General features: G+C 46.6%; 19 protein-coding genes. 8 read left to right on the top strand and 11 right to left on the bottom strand.

What is annotated here, in order from left to right; all coding sequences use genetic code 11:
- The first annotated feature begins 2 nt into the window (after window positions 1-2).
- Window positions 3-1046, top strand: a complete 1044-nt coding sequence (locus CI957_RS05110) for a decarboxylase (protein WP_128754364.1) — start codon at window positions 3-5, stop codon at window positions 1044-1046.
- A gap of 1 nt (window position 1047) precedes the next feature.
- Here CI957_RS05110 and CI957_RS05115 read toward each other — a convergent pair whose 3' ends face one another.
- Window positions 1048-1590, bottom strand: a complete 543-nt coding sequence (locus CI957_RS05115; protein ID WP_128754365.1) for a pyruvoyl-dependent arginine decarboxylase — start codon at window positions 1588-1590, stop codon at window positions 1048-1050.
- Window positions 1591-1716: 126 nt separating this feature from the next.
- On the opposite strand from CI957_RS05115, the gene lysS reads away from it, so the two are divergent.
- Both lysS and CI957_RS05125 read left to right on the top strand, forming a co-directional pair.
- Window positions 1717-3300: a lysine--tRNA ligase gene (gene lysS, locus CI957_RS05120; RefSeq protein WP_128754366.1), complete on the top strand. Its 1584-nt coding sequence runs from the start codon at window positions 1717-1719 to the stop codon at window positions 3298-3300.
- Between the two features lies 1 nt (window position 3301).
- Entirely contained in the window at window positions 3302-3952 is a 651-nt protein-coding gene (locus CI957_RS05125) for a class I SAM-dependent methyltransferase (protein WP_128754367.1), read from the top strand.
- On the opposite strand, the gene CI957_RS05130 is transcribed toward CI957_RS05125, so the two are convergent.
- The 5 genes from CI957_RS05130 to CI957_RS05150 form a co-directional block, all read right to left on the bottom strand.
- Window positions 3911-4159 carry a pro-sigmaK processing inhibitor BofA family protein gene (locus tag CI957_RS05130; RefSeq protein WP_096712783.1) on the bottom strand — a complete coding sequence of 83 codons (249 nt, stop codon included), beginning with the start codon at window positions 4157-4159 and terminating at the stop codon, window positions 3911-3913. The two genes, CI957_RS05125 and CI957_RS05130, sit on opposite strands and share 42 nt — an antisense overlap.
- 77 nt (window positions 4160-4236) lie before the next feature.
- Complete coding sequence (locus CI957_RS05135) at window positions 4237-4674, bottom strand: nucleoside 2-deoxyribosyltransferase (RefSeq protein ID WP_096712784.1); 438 nt, start codon at window positions 4672-4674, stop codon at window positions 4237-4239.
- Window positions 4671-7067, bottom strand: coding sequence for a DUF3656 domain-containing protein (locus CI957_RS05140; protein ID WP_128754368.1), 2397 nt, complete (start codon window positions 7065-7067; stop codon window positions 4671-4673). The genes CI957_RS05135 and CI957_RS05140 overlap by 4 nt, the downstream gene beginning before the upstream one ends.
- A 69-nt stretch (window positions 7068-7136) precedes the next feature.
- Complete coding sequence (locus tag CI957_RS05145; RefSeq protein ID WP_096712786.1) at window positions 7137-7379, bottom strand: hypothetical protein; 243 nt, start codon at window positions 7377-7379, stop codon at window positions 7137-7139.
- Window positions 7372-8358, bottom strand: a complete 987-nt coding sequence (locus CI957_RS05150) for a hypothetical protein (RefSeq protein WP_128754369.1) — start codon at window positions 8356-8358, stop codon at window positions 7372-7374. The genes CI957_RS05145 and CI957_RS05150 overlap by 8 nt, the downstream gene beginning before the upstream one ends.
- Window positions 8359-8820: 462 nt before the next feature.
- Between CI957_RS05150 and CI957_RS05155 the strand changes: the two genes are divergently transcribed.
- The 5 genes from CI957_RS05155 (at window position 8821) to CI957_RS05175 (ending at window position 10777) form a co-directional block, all read left to right on the top strand.
- The gene (locus CI957_RS05155) at window positions 8821-9021 is read left to right on the top strand and encodes a hypothetical protein (RefSeq protein ID WP_096712395.1); all 201 of its coding nucleotides are present in this window, start codon (window positions 8821-8823) and stop codon (window positions 9019-9021) included.
- A complete protein-coding gene (locus CI957_RS05160) occupies window positions 9014-9475 on the top strand; it encodes a hypothetical protein (protein WP_128754370.1) in 462 nt (153 codons plus the stop codon). The genes CI957_RS05155 and CI957_RS05160 overlap by 8 nt, the downstream gene beginning before the upstream one ends.
- 408 nt (window positions 9476-9883) lie before the next feature.
- Entirely contained in the window at window positions 9884-10063 is a 180-nt protein-coding gene (locus tag CI957_RS05165) for a hypothetical protein (RefSeq protein ID WP_123151420.1), read from the top strand.
- 8 nt (window positions 10064-10071) lie between these two features.
- Window positions 10072-10566 carry a DUF6166 domain-containing protein gene (locus tag CI957_RS05170; protein WP_128754371.1) on the top strand — a complete coding sequence of 165 codons (495 nt, stop codon included), beginning with the start codon at window positions 10072-10074 and terminating at the stop codon, window positions 10564-10566.
- A complete protein-coding gene (locus CI957_RS05175; RefSeq protein WP_241645930.1) occupies window positions 10550-10777 on the top strand; it encodes a hypothetical protein in 228 nt (75 codons plus the stop codon). Before CI957_RS05170 ends, CI957_RS05175 begins: the two co-directional genes overlap by 17 nt.
- A 118-nt stretch (window positions 10778-10895) precedes the next feature.
- On the opposite strand, the gene CI957_RS05180 is transcribed toward CI957_RS05175, so the two are convergent.
- The 5 genes from CI957_RS05180 to glmU (CI957_RS05200) form a co-directional block, all read right to left on the bottom strand.
- Window positions 10896-11246, bottom strand: a complete 351-nt coding sequence (locus CI957_RS05180) for a nucleotidyltransferase family protein (RefSeq protein ID WP_096712391.1) — start codon at window positions 11244-11246, stop codon at window positions 10896-10898.
- Window positions 11247-11402: 156 nt separating this feature from the next.
- Window positions 11403-12593: a bifunctional sugar-1-phosphate nucleotidylyltransferase/acetyltransferase gene (gene glmU / locus CI957_RS05185; RefSeq protein WP_096712390.1), complete on the bottom strand. Its 1191-nt coding sequence runs from the start codon at window positions 12591-12593 to the stop codon at window positions 11403-11405.
- Window positions 12590-13885 (bottom strand): phosphoglucosamine mutase, encoded by a 1296-nt coding sequence (gene glmM / locus CI957_RS05190; RefSeq protein WP_128754372.1) that lies wholly within the window; start codon window positions 13883-13885, stop codon window positions 12590-12592. The genes glmU (CI957_RS05185) and glmM overlap by 4 nt, the downstream gene beginning before the upstream one ends.
- Window positions 13886-13898: 13 nt before the next feature.
- On the bottom strand, window positions 13899-15719 hold the full coding sequence (gene glmS, locus CI957_RS05195; protein ID WP_096712388.1) for a glutamine--fructose-6-phosphate transaminase (isomerizing): 1821 nt from the start codon (window positions 15717-15719) through the stop codon (window positions 13899-13901).
- A 9-nt stretch (window positions 15720-15728) separates the two neighbouring features.
- A complete protein-coding gene (gene glmU / locus CI957_RS05200) occupies window positions 15729-16949 on the bottom strand; it encodes a bifunctional sugar-1-phosphate nucleotidylyltransferase/acetyltransferase (protein ID WP_096712387.1) in 1221 nt (406 codons plus the stop codon).
- Window positions 16950-17117: the final 168 nt, after the last annotated feature.

The following is a 17117-nucleotide window of genomic DNA, read 5'->3' on the forward strand; positions in this document are numbered from 1 at the left end:
AAATGACTGTCCCTGATCCCAAATTCATTCTTTCAAAAAAAGTTATTATGCAGCAGTATAATCTGGTGGAGGATATAGCTGACATTGTCTCATACAGTTCCAAGACGAACCCCAAAGTCACCTCCGTACTTGAAGAGATGACGGATTGTCTTTTCAGCGTCCATATGGAAAACGAGCTGAAACATATACGAGACCTATCCAGGACGGTATTTCTGGCACAGGGGTGGAGCAGTGCCCAGGCAAAAGATCTCTACGACAGGGGCATTCGGAATTTCATTCTGGACAACGAGCACGATCTTGATGTCCTGCTTGCAACCCTTAAGGACACCAACCATAAGGTCAACCTTATGCTCAGGCTCAAACTGCGGGAAAATTCCATCCGTACCGAACGCTATTTTGTTTTTGGTATGCCTTCTGCGACCATCAACCGGCGCATTGCCGAACTTGTTGACAGTCCTAATGTCGGTAAACTCGGCATACATTTCCACAGGAAGACCCAGAACGTGAGCGAGTGGAAACTGCAGCGGGATATTGAGGATGTTATCAGTCCTGAAACACTGGAAGCCATAGATATCCTCAATATCGGGGGAGGTTTGCCTTCGGTCTATGCCAACAGTAATGCCGATGTCATCGGAGGTATTTTCAAAAGAATTACAGATTTCAGGAAATGGTTGCATGACAGGGACATATCCCTCATGATTGAGCCGGGGAGGTTTATCGCCGCACCTGCCGGCAAACTGGTAACCTATGTGATGGCGGTGTATGAGGATAATGTTATCGTGAATGCTTCCGTTTACAACAGTGATATGGATGCGATCCTGGTACCTGTAAAACTGCGTGTGGAGAATGAGGTCAGCAGCCGGGAAGGGGAAGCCTATGTGATCAAGGGTTGTACACCCTGTTCAATGGACCTGTTCAGGTATCGTGTCTATCTCGGAAAGAGGCCGCAAATTGGCGATCCTATTACATTCATAAATGCCGGGGCCTATAATTTCAGGTCTGATTTCTGCGATCTGGAAGAAATCACCACAGAACTTACTGATTGACTCACTCCACAAATACCATAGCAGCCACAACGGTTGTCCAGAGGCCGCTCTTGTCGCCTTTGGCGGTCTGGCAGAAATGAGAAGTATTGATAATATGACCGCTGGCCCGGTAGAGCTGTTCCCTTTCCTGCCAGGCGGAATCTGCATCAAACTCAATACCCAGGGTGGTTGCTAGCATTGTAGCAGCGATATCCTCTGCATACATCCCTGCGGTATCCTCATCTTCCCCGAAGGAATGATGTTCTGAAATGTATCCGTAATTATCCTCATTCACGGGTACCGCCATACCTACTGCCGAAGCTACCAGACGATGAGCTTCATTGGTCTGGTTGCGGGCAAGTACGGAATAGACGATCTCTCCAGGACGGAGAGATTCAAGACCCTCCTCCTTTGGAATTATCCTGCAACCCGGTGGAAGAATACTGGAAACACTCACAAGATTATATTTTTCAATGCCCGCATCCCTTAACGCAAGTTCAAAGGAAGCCAGTTTATCCCGATGGATACCTGTTCCCTTTGTGAGGAACGCCCTGGAAGGAATCATGGCTATCCGATAGGGTCTTATTGATAAATAAATTTCGATGCCTACAGATATCCATTTAAAACATGACGCCTTTAGAAGGGCACATAATCATAGAAAATTTGGACAAAATCATTATCGGTGAACATAATGACAGAAATTACACACTGGGCAGATGTTGTTGCTGAAGAAGCCCTTGAAAGGGGAAACACACACCTCGTTGCCACCGGTATCACCCCCTCCGGCCATATCCATGTCGGGAACATGCGAGAGGTTGTGACAGCCGATGCCGCATATCGTGCATTACTTGACAGGGATGCAGACGCAGAACTGATCTACATTGCAGACACCTACGACCCATTGAGAAAGGTCTATCCGTTTCTGGATGAAAGTTATGAGGAACATGTGGGTAAACCTCTCTCCGAGATTCCCTGTCCCTGTGGAGAATGCAAGAATTATGCAGATCATTTCCTGCAACCTTTCCTGAATTCCCTGCACCGGCTGGGAATCAAACCTGAAGTATACCTGGCAGATGAAATGTACAAATCAGGCAGGTATAACGAGGCAATAAAAACTGCCCTGAAAAAGAGGGATGAGATTGCAGCCATCCTGAAAGAGGTTTCAGGAAAGGAACCTACTGATGACTGGAATCCTTTCAACCCGATCTGCATGCAGTGTGGAAAGATCAATACCACAAAGGTTACAGGTTTCGATGAAAGGGAAGAAACAGTGGATTACACCTGTTCCTGCGGCCACCGCGGCACTGTACCCATCCAGGGCGGCGGAAAACTTACCTGGCGTGTGGATTGGCCTGCTCGCTGGCAGATCCTCGGCGTGACTGTGGAACCTTTCGGCAAGGACCACGCCTCGAGGGGCGGCTCCTATGACACCGGCAAACGTATCGCCCGGGATATCTTTGGCTGCGAACCCCCACATCCTATCGTCTATGAATGGATCATGCTGGGTAATGAAGGGGCGATGTCCTCATCCACCGGTGTGGTCGTATCCATTGCGGACATGCTCAAGGTCGTACCTCCTGAGGTCCTGAGATATCTGATCATCCGAACCAAGCCCGAAAAACACATCCGTTTTGACCCTGCACAGCCGCTGCTCACTCTTGTGGACCAGTATGAGAAACTCCATCATACAGGAGGCAACTCCGAATATGACAGGCGTGTAAAGGAACTTTCCCATGCAAGCAGCCTGTGCCATACTGACATCCCTTTCAAACACATGACTACCATCCACCAGGTAGCTCACGGAGATTTCAACAGAATATTGAAAATCGTAGAGCGAGCGGGTTACGATACCAAAAATACGGAATGCATAAAACAGCTCGCTGATAATGTGGGCAACTGGCTTGATATGTACGCTCCTCCCTTCGCAAAATTCAGTGTTCAGGAAAAACTGCCCGAACTTGCAGCCACCCTTTCTGACAAACAACGAGCATTCCTGACAACCCTTGCCGATGCCCTGGAAGAAAGCGCAGAGCTTGATGGTTCTGAGTATCACAATCTTGTCTATTCCGCAAAGGAAGAAGGAGGCAGGCTGCACAGGGAGATGGAGAAAATACTGGGGGAGGAATTTACCATCGGCCCGAAGGATCTGTTCAAAGCCCTCTACATATCCCTGCTGGGCCAGGCTTCCGGTCCGAAAGCAGGGTGGTTTTTGTCCTCACTGGAAAAGGAATTCCTGATCAGGCGATTCAGGGAAGCCGCCACGTACAGGCCCTGATATGGCCTGCGAACACTTCAGCGCCTGGGATGAGGAGTTCCGTCATGTCCGGTGGGCGGGACCCCTGGATATAGCCTCCCTGCAGGAGGAACTTGAAGGGGGCGAACTTATTCTGGATGCCGGCTGCGGCCACGGCAGGTATGCCATCTCCCTCTCGCGTGAATATATAGTGGCGGGCTGTGATGTCTCCCAGCGTGGCCTTTTGAGATTGCGGGAAAAGGCAGAATTGCCGTTATGCAGGGCAAGCATTACAGACCTTCCTTTTCCACACTCTTTTTTTGATGTGGTACTGTGCCAGGGGGTACTCCAGCACCTGTTTGAGGCGGAAAGAAAACAGGCCGCAAACCAGATTATGCAAGTACTGAAACCGGGAGGAAAACTTATCTTCGAGGCTTTTGGCAGGGAGGATATGCGCTATGGAGGAGATGCCGTGGAGCAGCATACATTCCGGCGCAAAAACGGAATTATATACCACTATTTCATTATGGAAGAATTAGAGGATCTTTTTGATAAACTGGATATCAGTAAAAAAGAAAACAGGATGAAAAAAAAGATATTCAGAGGCGAAGAATACACCCGGCATTCGATTTTCCTGGTGGCCCGCAAACCTTCAGAAGAATATGCCGAGCTGGTTGAGCAGAATTACCAGTAAGGCCCCGATTGGTCCGCCAATAGCACATGTCAGAATTACCACAGCCGAGTAAGCTATACCCAATCCGAAAAGGATGTTTGCTCCCACGATTATGGCAAGGCCGAGAATGGTGTTTACTATGAGGCTTTTTACGGTCTTGAGAGTCTTATAGATCATAAGGGCTACAATAATAGCTACAAGAACGAGAATTATTTCTGATCCTACCATACACGAAACTATGCAGCATAATTATATATTTGTTTCCAATGCAGGGGATTGTCTTTCATCCACGCTGGACTGGAAGGTCATTCCACCTGATCTTCACCGCTCACAAAGTCCAAAAACGACCGGATGAGGGCTTCGAGATCTTTTTCTTCACGGTAGGCATCCAGGAGGATCAGGTGGTTGGTGTTTCCCAGCAGCATTGCAGAAACTGTTGAACCCTCGCGGTAAACACATTGTACCGGAATACCGAGGTTCAGGGCAGAGCATACCTCATATCCAACACCTGTGGAGGCAAGAGAAACCTCCGCAACCATGCAGTCACAGCCATCAAGCAGATGCATATCCCTTTCAAAAATTTCGGATTCAGACATGCCTGCTTCGTTTTCTTCAACATGTGGATCAGCCACGTGCAGACTGGCCACATCGTGTCCTTCGTTTTCTATAATCTGTACCATTTGCTGATAAATCGGGAGGTTTTGCCTGCCTCCCCTGATAGAACCTGATAGGAATACTTTCATAGTACACCCCGATAGAAGTGACCAGTGGTATATTTTTTGCCTGCACGCATTTTCTTTGTAGTCGCCCTGCCATCCAGAACCTGCCTGTACAGGCCAACCAGACTGCCGATATCACCCGGTGATTCCCAGCGGGCTTCAATACGTATAGCAGAAACCCCTGTGGCAATCACGTCCTCCAGGTAATCAAGCATGCTCAATCCCCGGGAGTTAAGCAGGTGCATCCGGCAGTGTTCATCCGTTTTCAGGGGAAATGAATAGCCTTTCCTGTCGACCAGGACACTTTCCACCTTGTGACAGGAATCCGAACATCTAGAAGTGTGTGAAAGGGGGCAATATTCTGAGACCATTACCTCGAAGTTGCCTTCCGCGATGCATTCCAGACTGCTGCAACCGTCAGCTACCTGACCGAGTTCATCCAGAGTCAGTTCCACAGATGCAGTGACCCTTCGGGCCCCGAGGTTTTTCAGGATACTACAGGAATGATGGTTGAAAACATTAAGCGGGGTGTCGATAACAAAAGGAATTTTCTTATCCGATGCCAGCCCGATCATCCCCATGTTGGCCACAAGCAGCCCACTGCATTCCCGTGCCTCTTCCAGCAGCCAGAAAAGATCTTTCATTTCCCCGTTTTTAATGATTCGCGGGGTGGAAAGATAAAGAGATGTTCCGTAACTCTGGCATTGTTCCTTAACTATAGCAATTTCATCAACCGAAGGCATGGGCAGTCCTGCGAAATATATCACATCTGCACCGGCAGCCACAGCAGCTTTTGCATCTTCAACCGAAGATACAGCCACACAGAGCAAGGGGGTTGTATTGGATGCAGCACTACTATCCACCGACTCAAGGGAAGGTTTGCTGCATTCCCGATGATATTGTTCAGTTCGTTTTTTTCGCAGAAGGTCCACAGCATCAGTGCGCAGCTCATTCAGTACACCGACAGGAACGAAAATCCCTTCATCCATTTCTATAGATATAGAGGAGGGAACAAAAGCCGTATTACCCAGTTTTGCCAGCTGTTTGCGCAACTGTTTTTCAGAGGCTGCTTTTCCTTTGGCCGCCTCGACCACATAGTCAGAATGCAGGGATATGGAATTGTAATCCCTATCCTTCACTGACAGACTTAGAGGATGACCAAAACGTGCTTCCAGATGCATAACGACCGGAATTTTACGTTGTGGTGCAGGAGAGGTATAGGTCTGTTGCAACTGTTTTATCTGGCGGCTGTCCAGAGTACGGTAAAGGATATCCCCTTCCTCCAGGCGTCCGGAGAAAGGGATCTCTATTGTATCCCCGGCCGAGGCACTTTTTTTCTGCCTGCCTGCCCGATAGATCACACCTATCTTTTCACCGTCACCTGCTTTTGAAACAATCCCGTCGCCTACAGCCAGGTCTTCCTCAAGGAAAACTACAGCACGATCCATGTACCTGCCCATTTCCACAATTGTCCCAATGGGAATGCCTCGATTACCTGGTGAGACGGCACCCATCATGTCCCGGGTACTTCCTTCAAGATAGGCTGAGGTGAACCCCCGATTGAAAAGTTGTTCAAGATAACGTATCTCTGATTCGGCCACATGGAACTTTGTGGGGTCTGCAAAATAACGGTCGATAAGCTTGCGATAGATGGAGACCACACCCCCTACATATTCGGGTCTTTTCATCCTGCCCTCTATTTTGAAAGAATCCACACCCGCTGCTACCAGCTCCGGAATCAGACGGGCTGCACACAGGTCTTTGGGACTTAGCAGGTAGCCTGCTGCAACAATTTCATTATCACAACTAAGCGAATACTGCCTGCGACAGGGCTGGGCGCAGTAGCCTCTATTGCCGCTCCTTCCCCCAATCATGCTACTCATAAGACACTGCCCGGAATACGAGATACAGAGAGCTCCGTGCACGAAAACCTCGAGTTCCATATCCGTGTTATCATTCAGGGCAGCAATCTCTTCCAGACTCATCTCGCGGGAAAGGACCACACGTTTTATCCCGTATTGTTCCAGCAATTTCACTGACTCAGTGTTGTGTACTGTCATCTGGGTACTGGCATGAACGGGTAGTTGGGGGAGGTGGCTACGGCAGGCGGCAAGCAGGCCGACATCCTGTACGATGACAGCATCCACGCCCATATTGCATAATTCAGTCAAAAAATCAATTGCCTGCGAAAATTCACTGTCCTTTATCAGGGTATTTACGGTCACATAGATCCTGACCCCGTAAAGATGGGTATAATCAATCGCTTCTTCGAGATTGTTAGCCGGGAAATTATCTGCATAACCACGTGCACTGAAGGCCGAACCTCCGAAATAGACTGCATCAGCCCCGTTCTGAACCGCAGCCACCAGAGAATTGTAGTCGCCTGCAGGAGCAAGAAGTTCTGGTTTTTTATTCATTGTCTGATGTGCATATGAACGGGCGATATATAAAAGCTGCCGGGTAAAAAAGAAAAGAGGGAAAGCAGTTCAATCCTGCTTCCTGACAATATAGTGTATTACAATGTACAGGGCTACTAAAAGAACAACGAGGTTATAAGCGGCCCTGAATATCGGCACATACTGGTATTCAAACCATGTACGGATAATATTTTCCAGGGCAAAATATAGCCTGAATACCGATAGCAGAATCAAAAGCATCAGTATTGCAAAACTCGCCTGTCTGAAATAGTACACCAGGTCTTTCCTGTTATCAGTAATTTCCTCACTCATCCTTATTCCTCCTTGCCACGAAATACACCATACAAAGCATCATCAAAGCACCAAATATTTCAAAACCAGGTGTACCTGGCTCCTCAGTCGGATATTCTGATGCTGATTCTTCTTCCACGGGAGCCTCACCGAATCCCTCCACAACGAAATCCCCGGAATCGATATTCTTTGTCTGCAACCGCTTGTCCTTATCGATTTCCTTCTCAGGATTCAGCTGGACATAATCCACTCCCTGCCTGACAATGGTGTCATCTTCCCAGAGAATTACCTCCACTGCGTAATTGTAATTGTCAGGGACACTAAGATTGACCGAGCGGATCACAGTTTCATCCGGTTCAAACGTACCAGTATCAGTCCACGCCTTATCAGCAATCAGGCTGGCATCCATTTCCCTGGCTTTGACCAGCATCCGGTAATTTTCATTTTCACCAACCCCCTCGTTTGTGAGATAGATATCATTCTGGATTAGCACTTTTTTCTCAGCAACTTCCCTTATCATGAAATCCATTTCACTGATTTCAACACCCGGAGTTTCCAGACTTCCCTGCAAATCCTCAATATTATTCAGAGTGATCTGTCTGCCTGATTTCCGGGAGCCATCCTCAAAAACCAGTGCAACCACACGGTAACCATCCTTTTTAGGAAGGTTTACGGGTACAGTGACCTTCCGTGTGGATTCAGCAGGAATATTGCCAATGGGATTTTCTTTTTCTATTTCAAGCAGCCCGGTACGGGTACTATAAGCCTTCAGGACCAGGGTCGTATTATTATTGCTGGCAGTCTCCCCATAATTTTCAACATACATCGTGACATTGAGATCGACAAAAGCACTCCTGACATCCTTTGCCATGACGTCAATATTGATTATTTGCAACTGGCTTTCCTCTTCAAAAGAGCGAAGACAGCCACTTGTTGATACAAGGGATATCATCACCAGCAACAAACAGAACAACTTCGCTGCACTCTTTATATTTTTCACAATGATGCACCCAAGAGTAAATAGGTTCACGACTATATAATATTTATTAGAGATTGTTTTAAAAGCAGGATGTATCGAGATGTCAACAAATTTCCAACATCGTTCCAGTAAGAAGAAAATAAGGGCAAAGGGGTATGGAATCAATAAAAAGGAAGCATATTAAACATATAAACACTTGCCAAGTATGTCAAACCATCTATGCTATACAAATGATATATTCTACAAAGTCACTTTTTATTAGTGCAGATTATACAGTTGGAGAATATGGTCACAATAGTTATATAGAGTGACAAACAATTTTCCAATGTCACATTATCATAATGTGAAAAGGGGGCCAAACTGAATTTGCAGAGTCGGCTTGGACCCCAAAACGCCCTGAGGCAAGATTGTTGTTGGCTTTGATACAGTTTAAGGTTTGCGGGTCTTGCCTCAGGAGTAAATTAAAAGGAGGTGAAGAAAGAAATGAACAAAACAATAAATCGAACAATGGTAGTATCACTGGTTATCATGTTGATGATACTATTTGCAGGGGTGGGAAGTGCAAACTCAGATTCTGCCTCTATAACAGAGAAAGAAAGACTTGAACTTGCAAATAAATTGTGGGGTACAGATATTACATATGGAGAGTATATTGAACAGTTGTTCCCTGAAGCTTATGATTAAATCTCCAGATGCAACAACAGAGTCATATTATGACATGGAAGTATCTTGGATAAATCCTGCTGCAGAAGGGCCTGATTCTAAACAAACATTCACAGCTACCACTGGACTAACACGAAGTGTTTACTTCGGGGTCGTAAATTCTGAGTTGGACCATGATGGTTCAGAAATTACGTACAAAACCTGGCAACGAATGGTGTTACCTACCCCATATACAAGGATACCAAGTATGTCTGTTCTCACATATTTATGGCGTGGTGATGGGGAAGAAGAGATCGTTGGTATTGAATTTGAGTCCGAAAACAATGTTTACGAACTTGAAGCAGAGGATACTTATGATTATTCATCTTCAGCATATTATCGTGTAATTGGTCAGTATTCTGGAGTTTATCCATCAGGCGTTACACAACCAAGTTACAATGGAATATGTTCCACTGACTGGGAATACGTAAGTTGAAAATAATTTCTGAGGTAGATGACTCCTTCTTTTTAATTCTGCAATCAGGAGTCATCCTAATACTAAAAATCAGAACTTATACCAGATTTACTTATAAATATTTTTATTGAATTCTCTGAAATACTGCTGCTGTTAACATGTATATATTAATTGAGCATAGTTCCCATATGAAAATCTTCAATATAATATTTTAGGCTTATTTTTAATTTGTATTACAGGCACAGTAGCAGCCGAATATTCCAATTCTGCAGCAGAGGACCACGAAGCCCTGGTAATTGAAATTGCACAGGAGTTTGAAGCCACCATGGATAATGGAGGGGTATGGTATGAGGGAGCCGATGATAGGTTGGGGCTTATGATCAACCTCCGGTTCGTTCACAGGTCGATTCACTTCTTTCCTGGTTTTATATGATGGGTACAGCTGCAGAACTGGCTCCCCATACAGAAAAGATTTTGATTCAGATGTATTCGGATGAGGAGCCTCTCTATGAGGTGGAGGCATATACTACCGACGTACAATCTCTGCTTAATTATGAGATAGATATGGATGAGTTGCGCTCAAAAGTGGTTGTTAAATCAATTGTATGAGGGATTGTATGGGATTGTTAGACAGGGTTTTGGACATTGTTACAGTTGGTCTTGACAAAATCATTGACGATAAGGCTGTCAATCACAGGAGAGTAATAGAACAGGGTCTTGAAATTAAAGGGAATTGGCAAACCGGGGAAATATTCCTTATGGCAAATCCCCTTACCCCTGAAGTACTGGAAAAAACCGGTAGCGAGTATGAAACCTTTAGCTGGGGAGATACTTCAGAAAAATCCCGGGTGACAGCACTGGCAATCCTGCTGTGGTTTCTGGATGAAAATGAAGCTTATGATTATCTGGATGCCTTTCTTAGAGATTTTGTTGCCAGGTTACCCAGGCAGGATTTCGAACAGAATTTTGGTTATGAGTTCTGGAGAAATGATATACTTTCTAAGCGGGGAAAAAAACTCACTTCAGATAAGTATCATCAGGCAGACCTGCATGGTGGTTACTATATGGGAGACGATGATGCAGATGAGAGAGGCGATGATGGAGAAGATTGAGGATACTATTCAAAATATGAATGAAAGTATAATATCTGTTGGTGAACTGAAAAGGAAGTTGCCCAAACAGATGAATCATAATGCGCTCAAGACCATTATGGAATATCTGGAAGAAAGTAACAAGATTACAGTGAGCATCAAAGGTATTACCTGGATACATAATGGCAACCATAGGCTCAATAAAGTAATATCCAGAGGCCTTGAATTATGAAACCGGTGCCGTATAGTCCGGGTTGACAAGAGGCTGATAGGTACCAATGGCTGCAGGAGAAGGCATCCGGTTCCAAAATGAAAATGGCTATTGTGGAAGTAATACAGAAACAATGGAATTATCCTTCACTATACAATTTCTGCAAATTTTCCTGAACATGAGGAATAATACAGGGACTCAATGAGTTTTCAGTAACCATATCAACTTTTGTCCCGAGCAAATCTTCCAGCTCTTCTTCCATCCTTATGTGATCAATCAAAATTTTCTTTTCAGAAAATCTAACAAGCAGATCAATATCACTACCTTTAGTTTGTTCTCCTCTGGAAAAGGAGCCAAACATTCCCAGAAAAGCAATATCGTTACGTCGGCAAAATGTTATGAGTTGCTCGCCCACACTTCTTTCAGGGTCCAGAGCCTGTGCAAGTTCAAATGGATCGTTTATTCCATGAGAATTTTCTTTGACTTCCATGTTCACTCAATATTTAAGTTACTATAATAGATATATTTTGTCAACTACTTTCCTTCATCACGGAAAGGGCATTATGATCTGTAGTTCTCACAGTCTTGAGAAAGCCTACATATCTCAAAAGAGTAGTCAGATTCATCTCTTCGTTTTGGCACATCATCACTTCACCACTTCCCCCAATCCCGTACACCTACCCGTTTTAAGCACACACCCCACATTGATACAGGTATTGACGCCGGTATGCACATCATCCCCCATTATAACTCCGAGTTTACGCCTACCTGAATCCACTTTTTTCCCCTTGACCATGACCCGGATAGTACGCCCGTCATGTCGGAGATTGGCAACCTTGGTACCGGCTCCGAAATTACAATCCTGCCCGATCACGCTATCGCCCACATAACTGAGGTGCCCGATATTGGTATTATCCATTACCACACAGTTCTTGATCTCCACTGCATTGCCGATACGCACATTATCCTCTATGGCAGTGGACGGCCGGATAAAACAGTTCGGTCCTATATCGCAGTTCTTCCCAATAACCACAGGGCCGATGATGTAGGCACCATTACGGATAACCGTACCTTCCCCCACGACCACTTCACCCTGTAGAGTAGCATTGGGTTCCACTTCTGCCTCAATATTGCCGGCAAGCCCGGACAACACATGCTTGTTGGCAGCAAGCAGATCCCAGGGTCTGCCGATATCGATCCATGCGTCCCTGAACACTTCATAACCCACACTGGCCCCTGCATCGATCAGCATCTGTATGGAATCCGTAATCTCGATCTCCCCGCGAGGTGATTCAGGAGTTTTACGGATATAATCAAAGATTGATTGGGGAAACAGATAGATTCCCGCATTGGCCAGATTGGTCGGGGGTTTTTCGGGTTTTTCCACAATCCGGCTCACTTTATCTCCGGCAGTACAAATAACTCCAAAATTACAGGGGTCATCCACTTCCTTGACCGTCAGGACCGCATCTTCCACTCTGTCGATCAAATTTTTAATCTGGACAGAACTTATCAGCATATCCCCGTTAAGCACGATAAACCTGTCATCCACATATTTTTCAGCACATCCGATGGCATGTCCCGTTCCATTCCGTTCTTCCTGGAGAACGTAATCGATACTCACACCTTTCTGCGAACCGTCGGCGAAATAGTCCTTTATACAATTCTCCATGTAGCCGGTAACTATCACAAATTCCCGGATACCGGCATCCACAGCCTCATCAATGATATGCTCCAGTATGGGTTTGTTCCCGACGGGCAGCATTACCTTGGGTCGCCTGTCCGTTAAAGGACGCATTCTTGTACCCTGCCCCGCTGCCAGAATAACCGCTTTCACTGTATTGCACCCCTTGCAATACTCACAACTCTATCAAATAAATCATCCACATCCTTCCTGGCCTCAGCAGTAATCCGGATCTTGGATTCGGTACCGGAGGGCCGCACAAGTACCCAGCCGTCCTCCAGATCCACCTGAATTCCATCAATGGCAGTAACTTCCCCCATCGCCTCCAGGGATTGTTTTATCTGCTGCATTGCATGTTCCTTCCGGGCCTCAGGACATTCAATCGTACTCCTGAGGGTGGGATAATGAGGCAGATCTGCAACCATCTTTGATAACGATCTGTCTGCAATCAAATTCACAATCCGGGTTGCTGCATAGATACCGTCGGGACAATACGATACATCCGGGAAAATCCAGCTGCCTGAAGGCTCGCCTCCAAAATAAGCACCTGAAGCCTTGATCTGTTCTGCCACATATACATCCCCAACCCTGCAGCGCAGCACCTCGGTATCCCCAAGCGCATCATCCACTATCATGGAAGTATCCACAGGCACCACAACTTTATCCTGTTTGTCCTGCAGGGCAAACAGGGCAAGCAATTCATCCCCCGACACAAAATTACCCTGCTCATCCACAACCATCATCCGATCCGCATCCCCGTCATGCGCAATCCCGATATCCGCCTCAAAAGCAACCACTGCCTTGATAAGTTGACCCAGGTTTTTTTCCACGGGTTCGGGATTGCGTGCCGGGAAATATCCATCTGGCTGGCAGTTCAATGTAATAACCTCGCAACCCAGTTCCCTGAGCAGATAGGGAGTGATCGTACTTCCGGCCCCGCAACCACAATCCACAACCACACGTTTGTGACTGGTATCTGTTTTGCTCAAGATCGCTCTGCAATGCCGTTCAACAAATCCTTCCCTGTACTTCACATTCCCCACTTCATTCCAGGCAACAGCCGAATAATCAGCATTTTCAATGATATGTTCAATCCGTTCTTGCTGCTGCGAATCAAAAGCCACGCCATCGGGATTCCATAACTTGATCCCCACGTCCTCTGCAGGGTTATGGGAAGCCGTAATCATAATCCCGCAATCATAATCCGCAGTGGCAAAAGCCAGAGTGGGCGTACTCATCAAACCCCCCAGGGTAACTTCACAGCCGGTGGCAGACAGCCCTGCGATCAAGGCCTGCTCGATCATATCCACAGCTATACGTGGATCCTTACCGATCACAACCGAATCGGCAACTGTACCCACGGCCATTCCCACACTCAATGCCAGTTCGGGACCGATTACCTTATTGGCCGGTCCCCTGATTCCCGATGATCCGAAAAGTTTCAAAATACACACTCCTTCATTCCACAGTCACACTTTTGGCCAGATTACGCGGTTTATCGATCTCACAACCTTTTTCCAGGGCGGTATAATAAGCAAACAGCTGCAAAGCCACCGAGGACAGGACGGGTGACAACAGGGGATTGGTGACAGGTACCGGGATTACAATATCAGCATACTTGCCTATCTCCCGATCCCCGGCATCGGCCACCGCAATCACTTCAGCCCCCCGTGCCTTGACTTCCTTGATATTACTCAACATTTTTTCATAGGTTCGCCCCTTTGTAACGATTGCCACCACGGGCGTGCCGTTCTCCAGCAGTGCCAGGGGTCCGTGTTTCAGTTCGCCTGCAGCATACCCTTCCGCATGGATGTAGGATATTTCCTTGAGTTTCAATGCCGCTTCCAGGGCTGCCGGGTAATTAAGTCCCCTGCCAATGAAATAATAATCCCGGTTGGCCGCATACCGGGCTGCATACTTGCGTATAATATCCCTCTGGTTCAATACCTGCTGCACATTGCCGGGTAGTTCCTTGAGATTTTTGATGATAGCCTTTGCCTCGTCCGGCAAAAGATAATTCCTGCGTCTGCCCAGGTGTACGGCCAGCAGGTACAGCGCTATTAATTGAGCCGTAAACGTCTTGGTCGCAGCCACTCCGATTTCCGGGCCGGCATGGGTATACACTACATTATCCGCCTCCCGGGTAATGGTGCTGCCCACCACATTGGTTATCGCGATGGTACTTGATTCATACTGTGCCACATTGCGGATCGCAGCCAGCGTATCGGCCGTCTCTCCGGACTGGGTAATTGCAATTGTAAGGGTATTGCAATCCATCACCGGGTCCCGGTACCGAAACTCCGAGGCGGCACTGACATCGGTATGTATACCGGCCAGTCCTTCAAGCAAATATTTGCCAAACAACCCCGCATTCCAGGAAGTGCCACAGGCAATCATCTCCACCCTGCCAATATTTCTAATCTGTTCATCTGTAAGTTTGAGTTCAGGTAATTGGACATTGCCTTCAAGTTCTGATAACTTGCCTGCAAAGGTCTTCTGAAGGGAACGGGTCTGCTCATGGATCTCCTTGAGCATGAAATGTGCATAACCACTCTTTTCTGCCATCTCCACATCCCAGTCGATCGTGGAAACCTGCTTTTCCAGCAATTGGCCTTCCATATCATAAAACTCCACCTTCTCAGGAGTCAGTTTCACGAGTTCCCGGTCATCCACAAATACCACATTGCGGGTATGAGACATAAAAGCCGTCGCATCAGAGGACGTGAAAAATTCATTCTCTCCCAGACCCACTATCAGGGGACTGTCCTTCCTGGCAGCGATTAGGGTATCCGGATCATTCTTACTCATGACCGCGATCGCATAGGAGCCTTCCAGCACTGCCATGCTTTTGCGTACTGCCTCGAACAGGTCCAGGGAATTACTGTAAAAATGTACCAGATGGGCAATTACCTCGGTATCGGTATCGGATACAAATTCATAACCTTTATCTTCCAGCCATTCCTGCAATTTGAGGTAATTCTCAATAATCCCATTGTGTACGACCACGATATCCGAAGAACAGTGCGGATGAGCATTGACATCATTGGGTATCCCATGTGTGGCCCAACGTGTATGCCCGATCCCGACATTACCTTCGATCTCTGCAGGCAGCACTTTATTAAGTTCATCGATACTGCCGGCAGTCTTGTACGTTTGCAGATCACCGTTTAAGACACTTAACCCTGCAGAATCATAACCCCTGTACTCCAGCCGGCGCAGACAATCCATGATCACCGATGATGCACCGGCCTTTCCCACATATCCTACAATCCCACACATTATATCTCCTCAAAGCACTGTGGAATTTGCAGGCAGATGTCTATCCACCTTTGTACCTGATCTCACGGTACAGTTATTGCCCACAAGGTTGCCTGCCTCCGTAAGGGTCCTTGAACCAAATTTACAGTCATCCCCGATAACCACGCCGCTCTTTTCCACAGGTACAAGTTCATTATCGATCTCGATATTCACATCGTTGTCCGCTTCACAGATGGAGTAGGGACCTAAATTACAGTTAAATCCTATAATACTTTCAGAGATATGACTGTGGGATTCCACACGTACATTATCCATCAGGATACTGTCCTGGATATAGGAAAAGGGGCCCAGCGATACATTATTCCCTATACTGGTGGAAGGCAATATGGTCACCTGGGGTCCGATATCACAGTTATCTCCGATCTTTACCGGTCCTACGATATAGGACCCGGCACGGATGACTGTATTTCCCCCGATCTCCACATTCCCTGTCAGGGTAGCGGTATCATCAATTGTGGCAGTATCCTCGATAGCAGACTCACAACTTGCCAGTAACCTGGCATTGGTATCAAGCAGACCCCAGGCATATACCGAATCCATCCACAGGTTCTTAGTTACAGTGACCCTTACATCCCTGTTCCCTTTCACCATATTCTGCAGGGTATGGGTTATCTCATATTCCCCTCTCCCGGATATCTCGGTATTCTCTATCTCTGCAACAATATCCCGGTTAAAGATATAGATACCGGTATTTATCATATGACTTATCTGCCGTTTGGGTTTTTCAAAGATGCCTTTTACCTTTCCCGCAGCACTCATGACCACTCCATATCCACATACCTTCTCCCGGGGAGTGGTAAGCACGGTGGCATCCCCTGCATGATTTGCGATTAGTTTACTGATAGTCTCTTTTTCAATTATGTTATCCCCATTGAGTACCAGGAATGATCCATTACCATCTCCCAGTGCAGGGATGGCCAGACCGATCGCATGAGCGGTACCCAGCTGGGAAGTCTGGTCCACATAAGTAATCCTTGCCCCGAAATCATTCCCGTCTCCAAAATAATTCATCACCTTCTCCTTCTCATAACCGACAACAAGCACTAGATCCTCGATCCCGTTATCCACAAGCGCGGATATTACGTATTCCAGGATAGGACGATTGGCTACCGGTAACATGACCTTTGAGCGGGTGTTTGTGAGGGGTGTACATCTGACACCTTCCCCTGCGGCAAGAACAATGGCTTTCATGGAATTAACATGAAACGTGAAAGAATTTATAGGTTATCTTTGGGGAGTGGATTGCCCCTGAAGGAAATCATGGACTTCGTTCTAATATTGTCATGAAAGTGAGTCTTTCCAATTGAAAGTATAGAGATTTCTGATTAACTCCTCCCCTCACTCAAACTAAATAACAAT

Origin of the sequence: Methanohalophilus sp. WG1-DM, assembly GCF_004104135.1 — an archaeon.
Taxonomy (GTDB): Archaea; Halobacteriota; Methanosarcinia; order Methanosarcinales; family Methanosarcinaceae; genus Methanohalophilus; species Methanohalophilus euhalobius.

Coding starts and splice junctions, on each gene's coding strand:
- CI957_RS05165 (WP_123151420.1), top strand. CDS start 9,884: ATGATGGGTACAGCTGCAGAACTGGCTCCCCATACAGAAAAGATTTTG.
- CI957_RS05110 (WP_128754364.1), top strand. CDS start 3: ATGACTGTCCCTGATCCCAAATTCATTCTTTCAAAAAAAGTTATTATG.
- CI957_RS05135 (WP_096712784.1), bottom strand. CDS start 4,674: ATGAAAGTATTCCTATCAGGTTCTATCAGGGGAGGCAGGCAAAACCTC.
- glmS (WP_096712388.1), bottom strand. CDS start 15,719: ATGTGTGGGATTGTAGGATATGTGGGAAAGGCCGGTGCATCATCGGTG.
- CI957_RS05125 (WP_128754367.1), top strand. CDS start 3,302: ATGGCCTGCGAACACTTCAGCGCCTGGGATGAGGAGTTCCGTCATGTC.
- CI957_RS05140 (WP_128754368.1), bottom strand. CDS start 7,067: ATGAATAAAAAACCAGAACTTCTTGCTCCTGCAGGCGACTACAATTCT.
- CI957_RS05130 (WP_096712783.1), bottom strand. CDS start 4,159: ATGGTAGGATCAGAAATAATTCTCGTTCTTGTAGCTATTATTGTAGCC.
- lysS (WP_128754366.1), top strand. CDS start 1,717: ATGACAGAAATTACACACTGGGCAGATGTTGTTGCTGAAGAAGCCCTT.
- glmU (WP_096712387.1), bottom strand. CDS start 16,949: ATGAAAGCCATTGTTCTTGCCGCAGGGGAAGGTGTCAGATGTACACCC.
- CI957_RS05115 (WP_128754365.1), bottom strand. CDS start 1,590: ATGATTCCTTCCAGGGCGTTCCTCACAAAGGGAACAGGTATCCATCGG.
- CI957_RS05175 (WP_241645930.1), top strand. CDS start 10,550: ATGATGGAGAAGATTGAGGATACTATTCAAAATATGAATGAAAGTATA.
- CI957_RS05160 (WP_128754370.1), top strand. CDS start 9,014: ATGATTAAATCTCCAGATGCAACAACAGAGTCATATTATGACATGGAA.
- CI957_RS05145 (WP_096712786.1), bottom strand. CDS start 7,379: ATGAGTGAGGAAATTACTGATAACAGGAAAGACCTGGTGTACTATTTC.
- CI957_RS05180 (WP_096712391.1), bottom strand. CDS start 11,246: ATGGAAGTCAAAGAAAATTCTCATGGAATAAACGATCCATTTGAACTT.
- CI957_RS05170 (WP_128754371.1), top strand. CDS start 10,072: ATGGGATTGTTAGACAGGGTTTTGGACATTGTTACAGTTGGTCTTGAC.
- CI957_RS05155 (WP_096712395.1), top strand. CDS start 8,821: ATGAACAAAACAATAAATCGAACAATGGTAGTATCACTGGTTATCATG.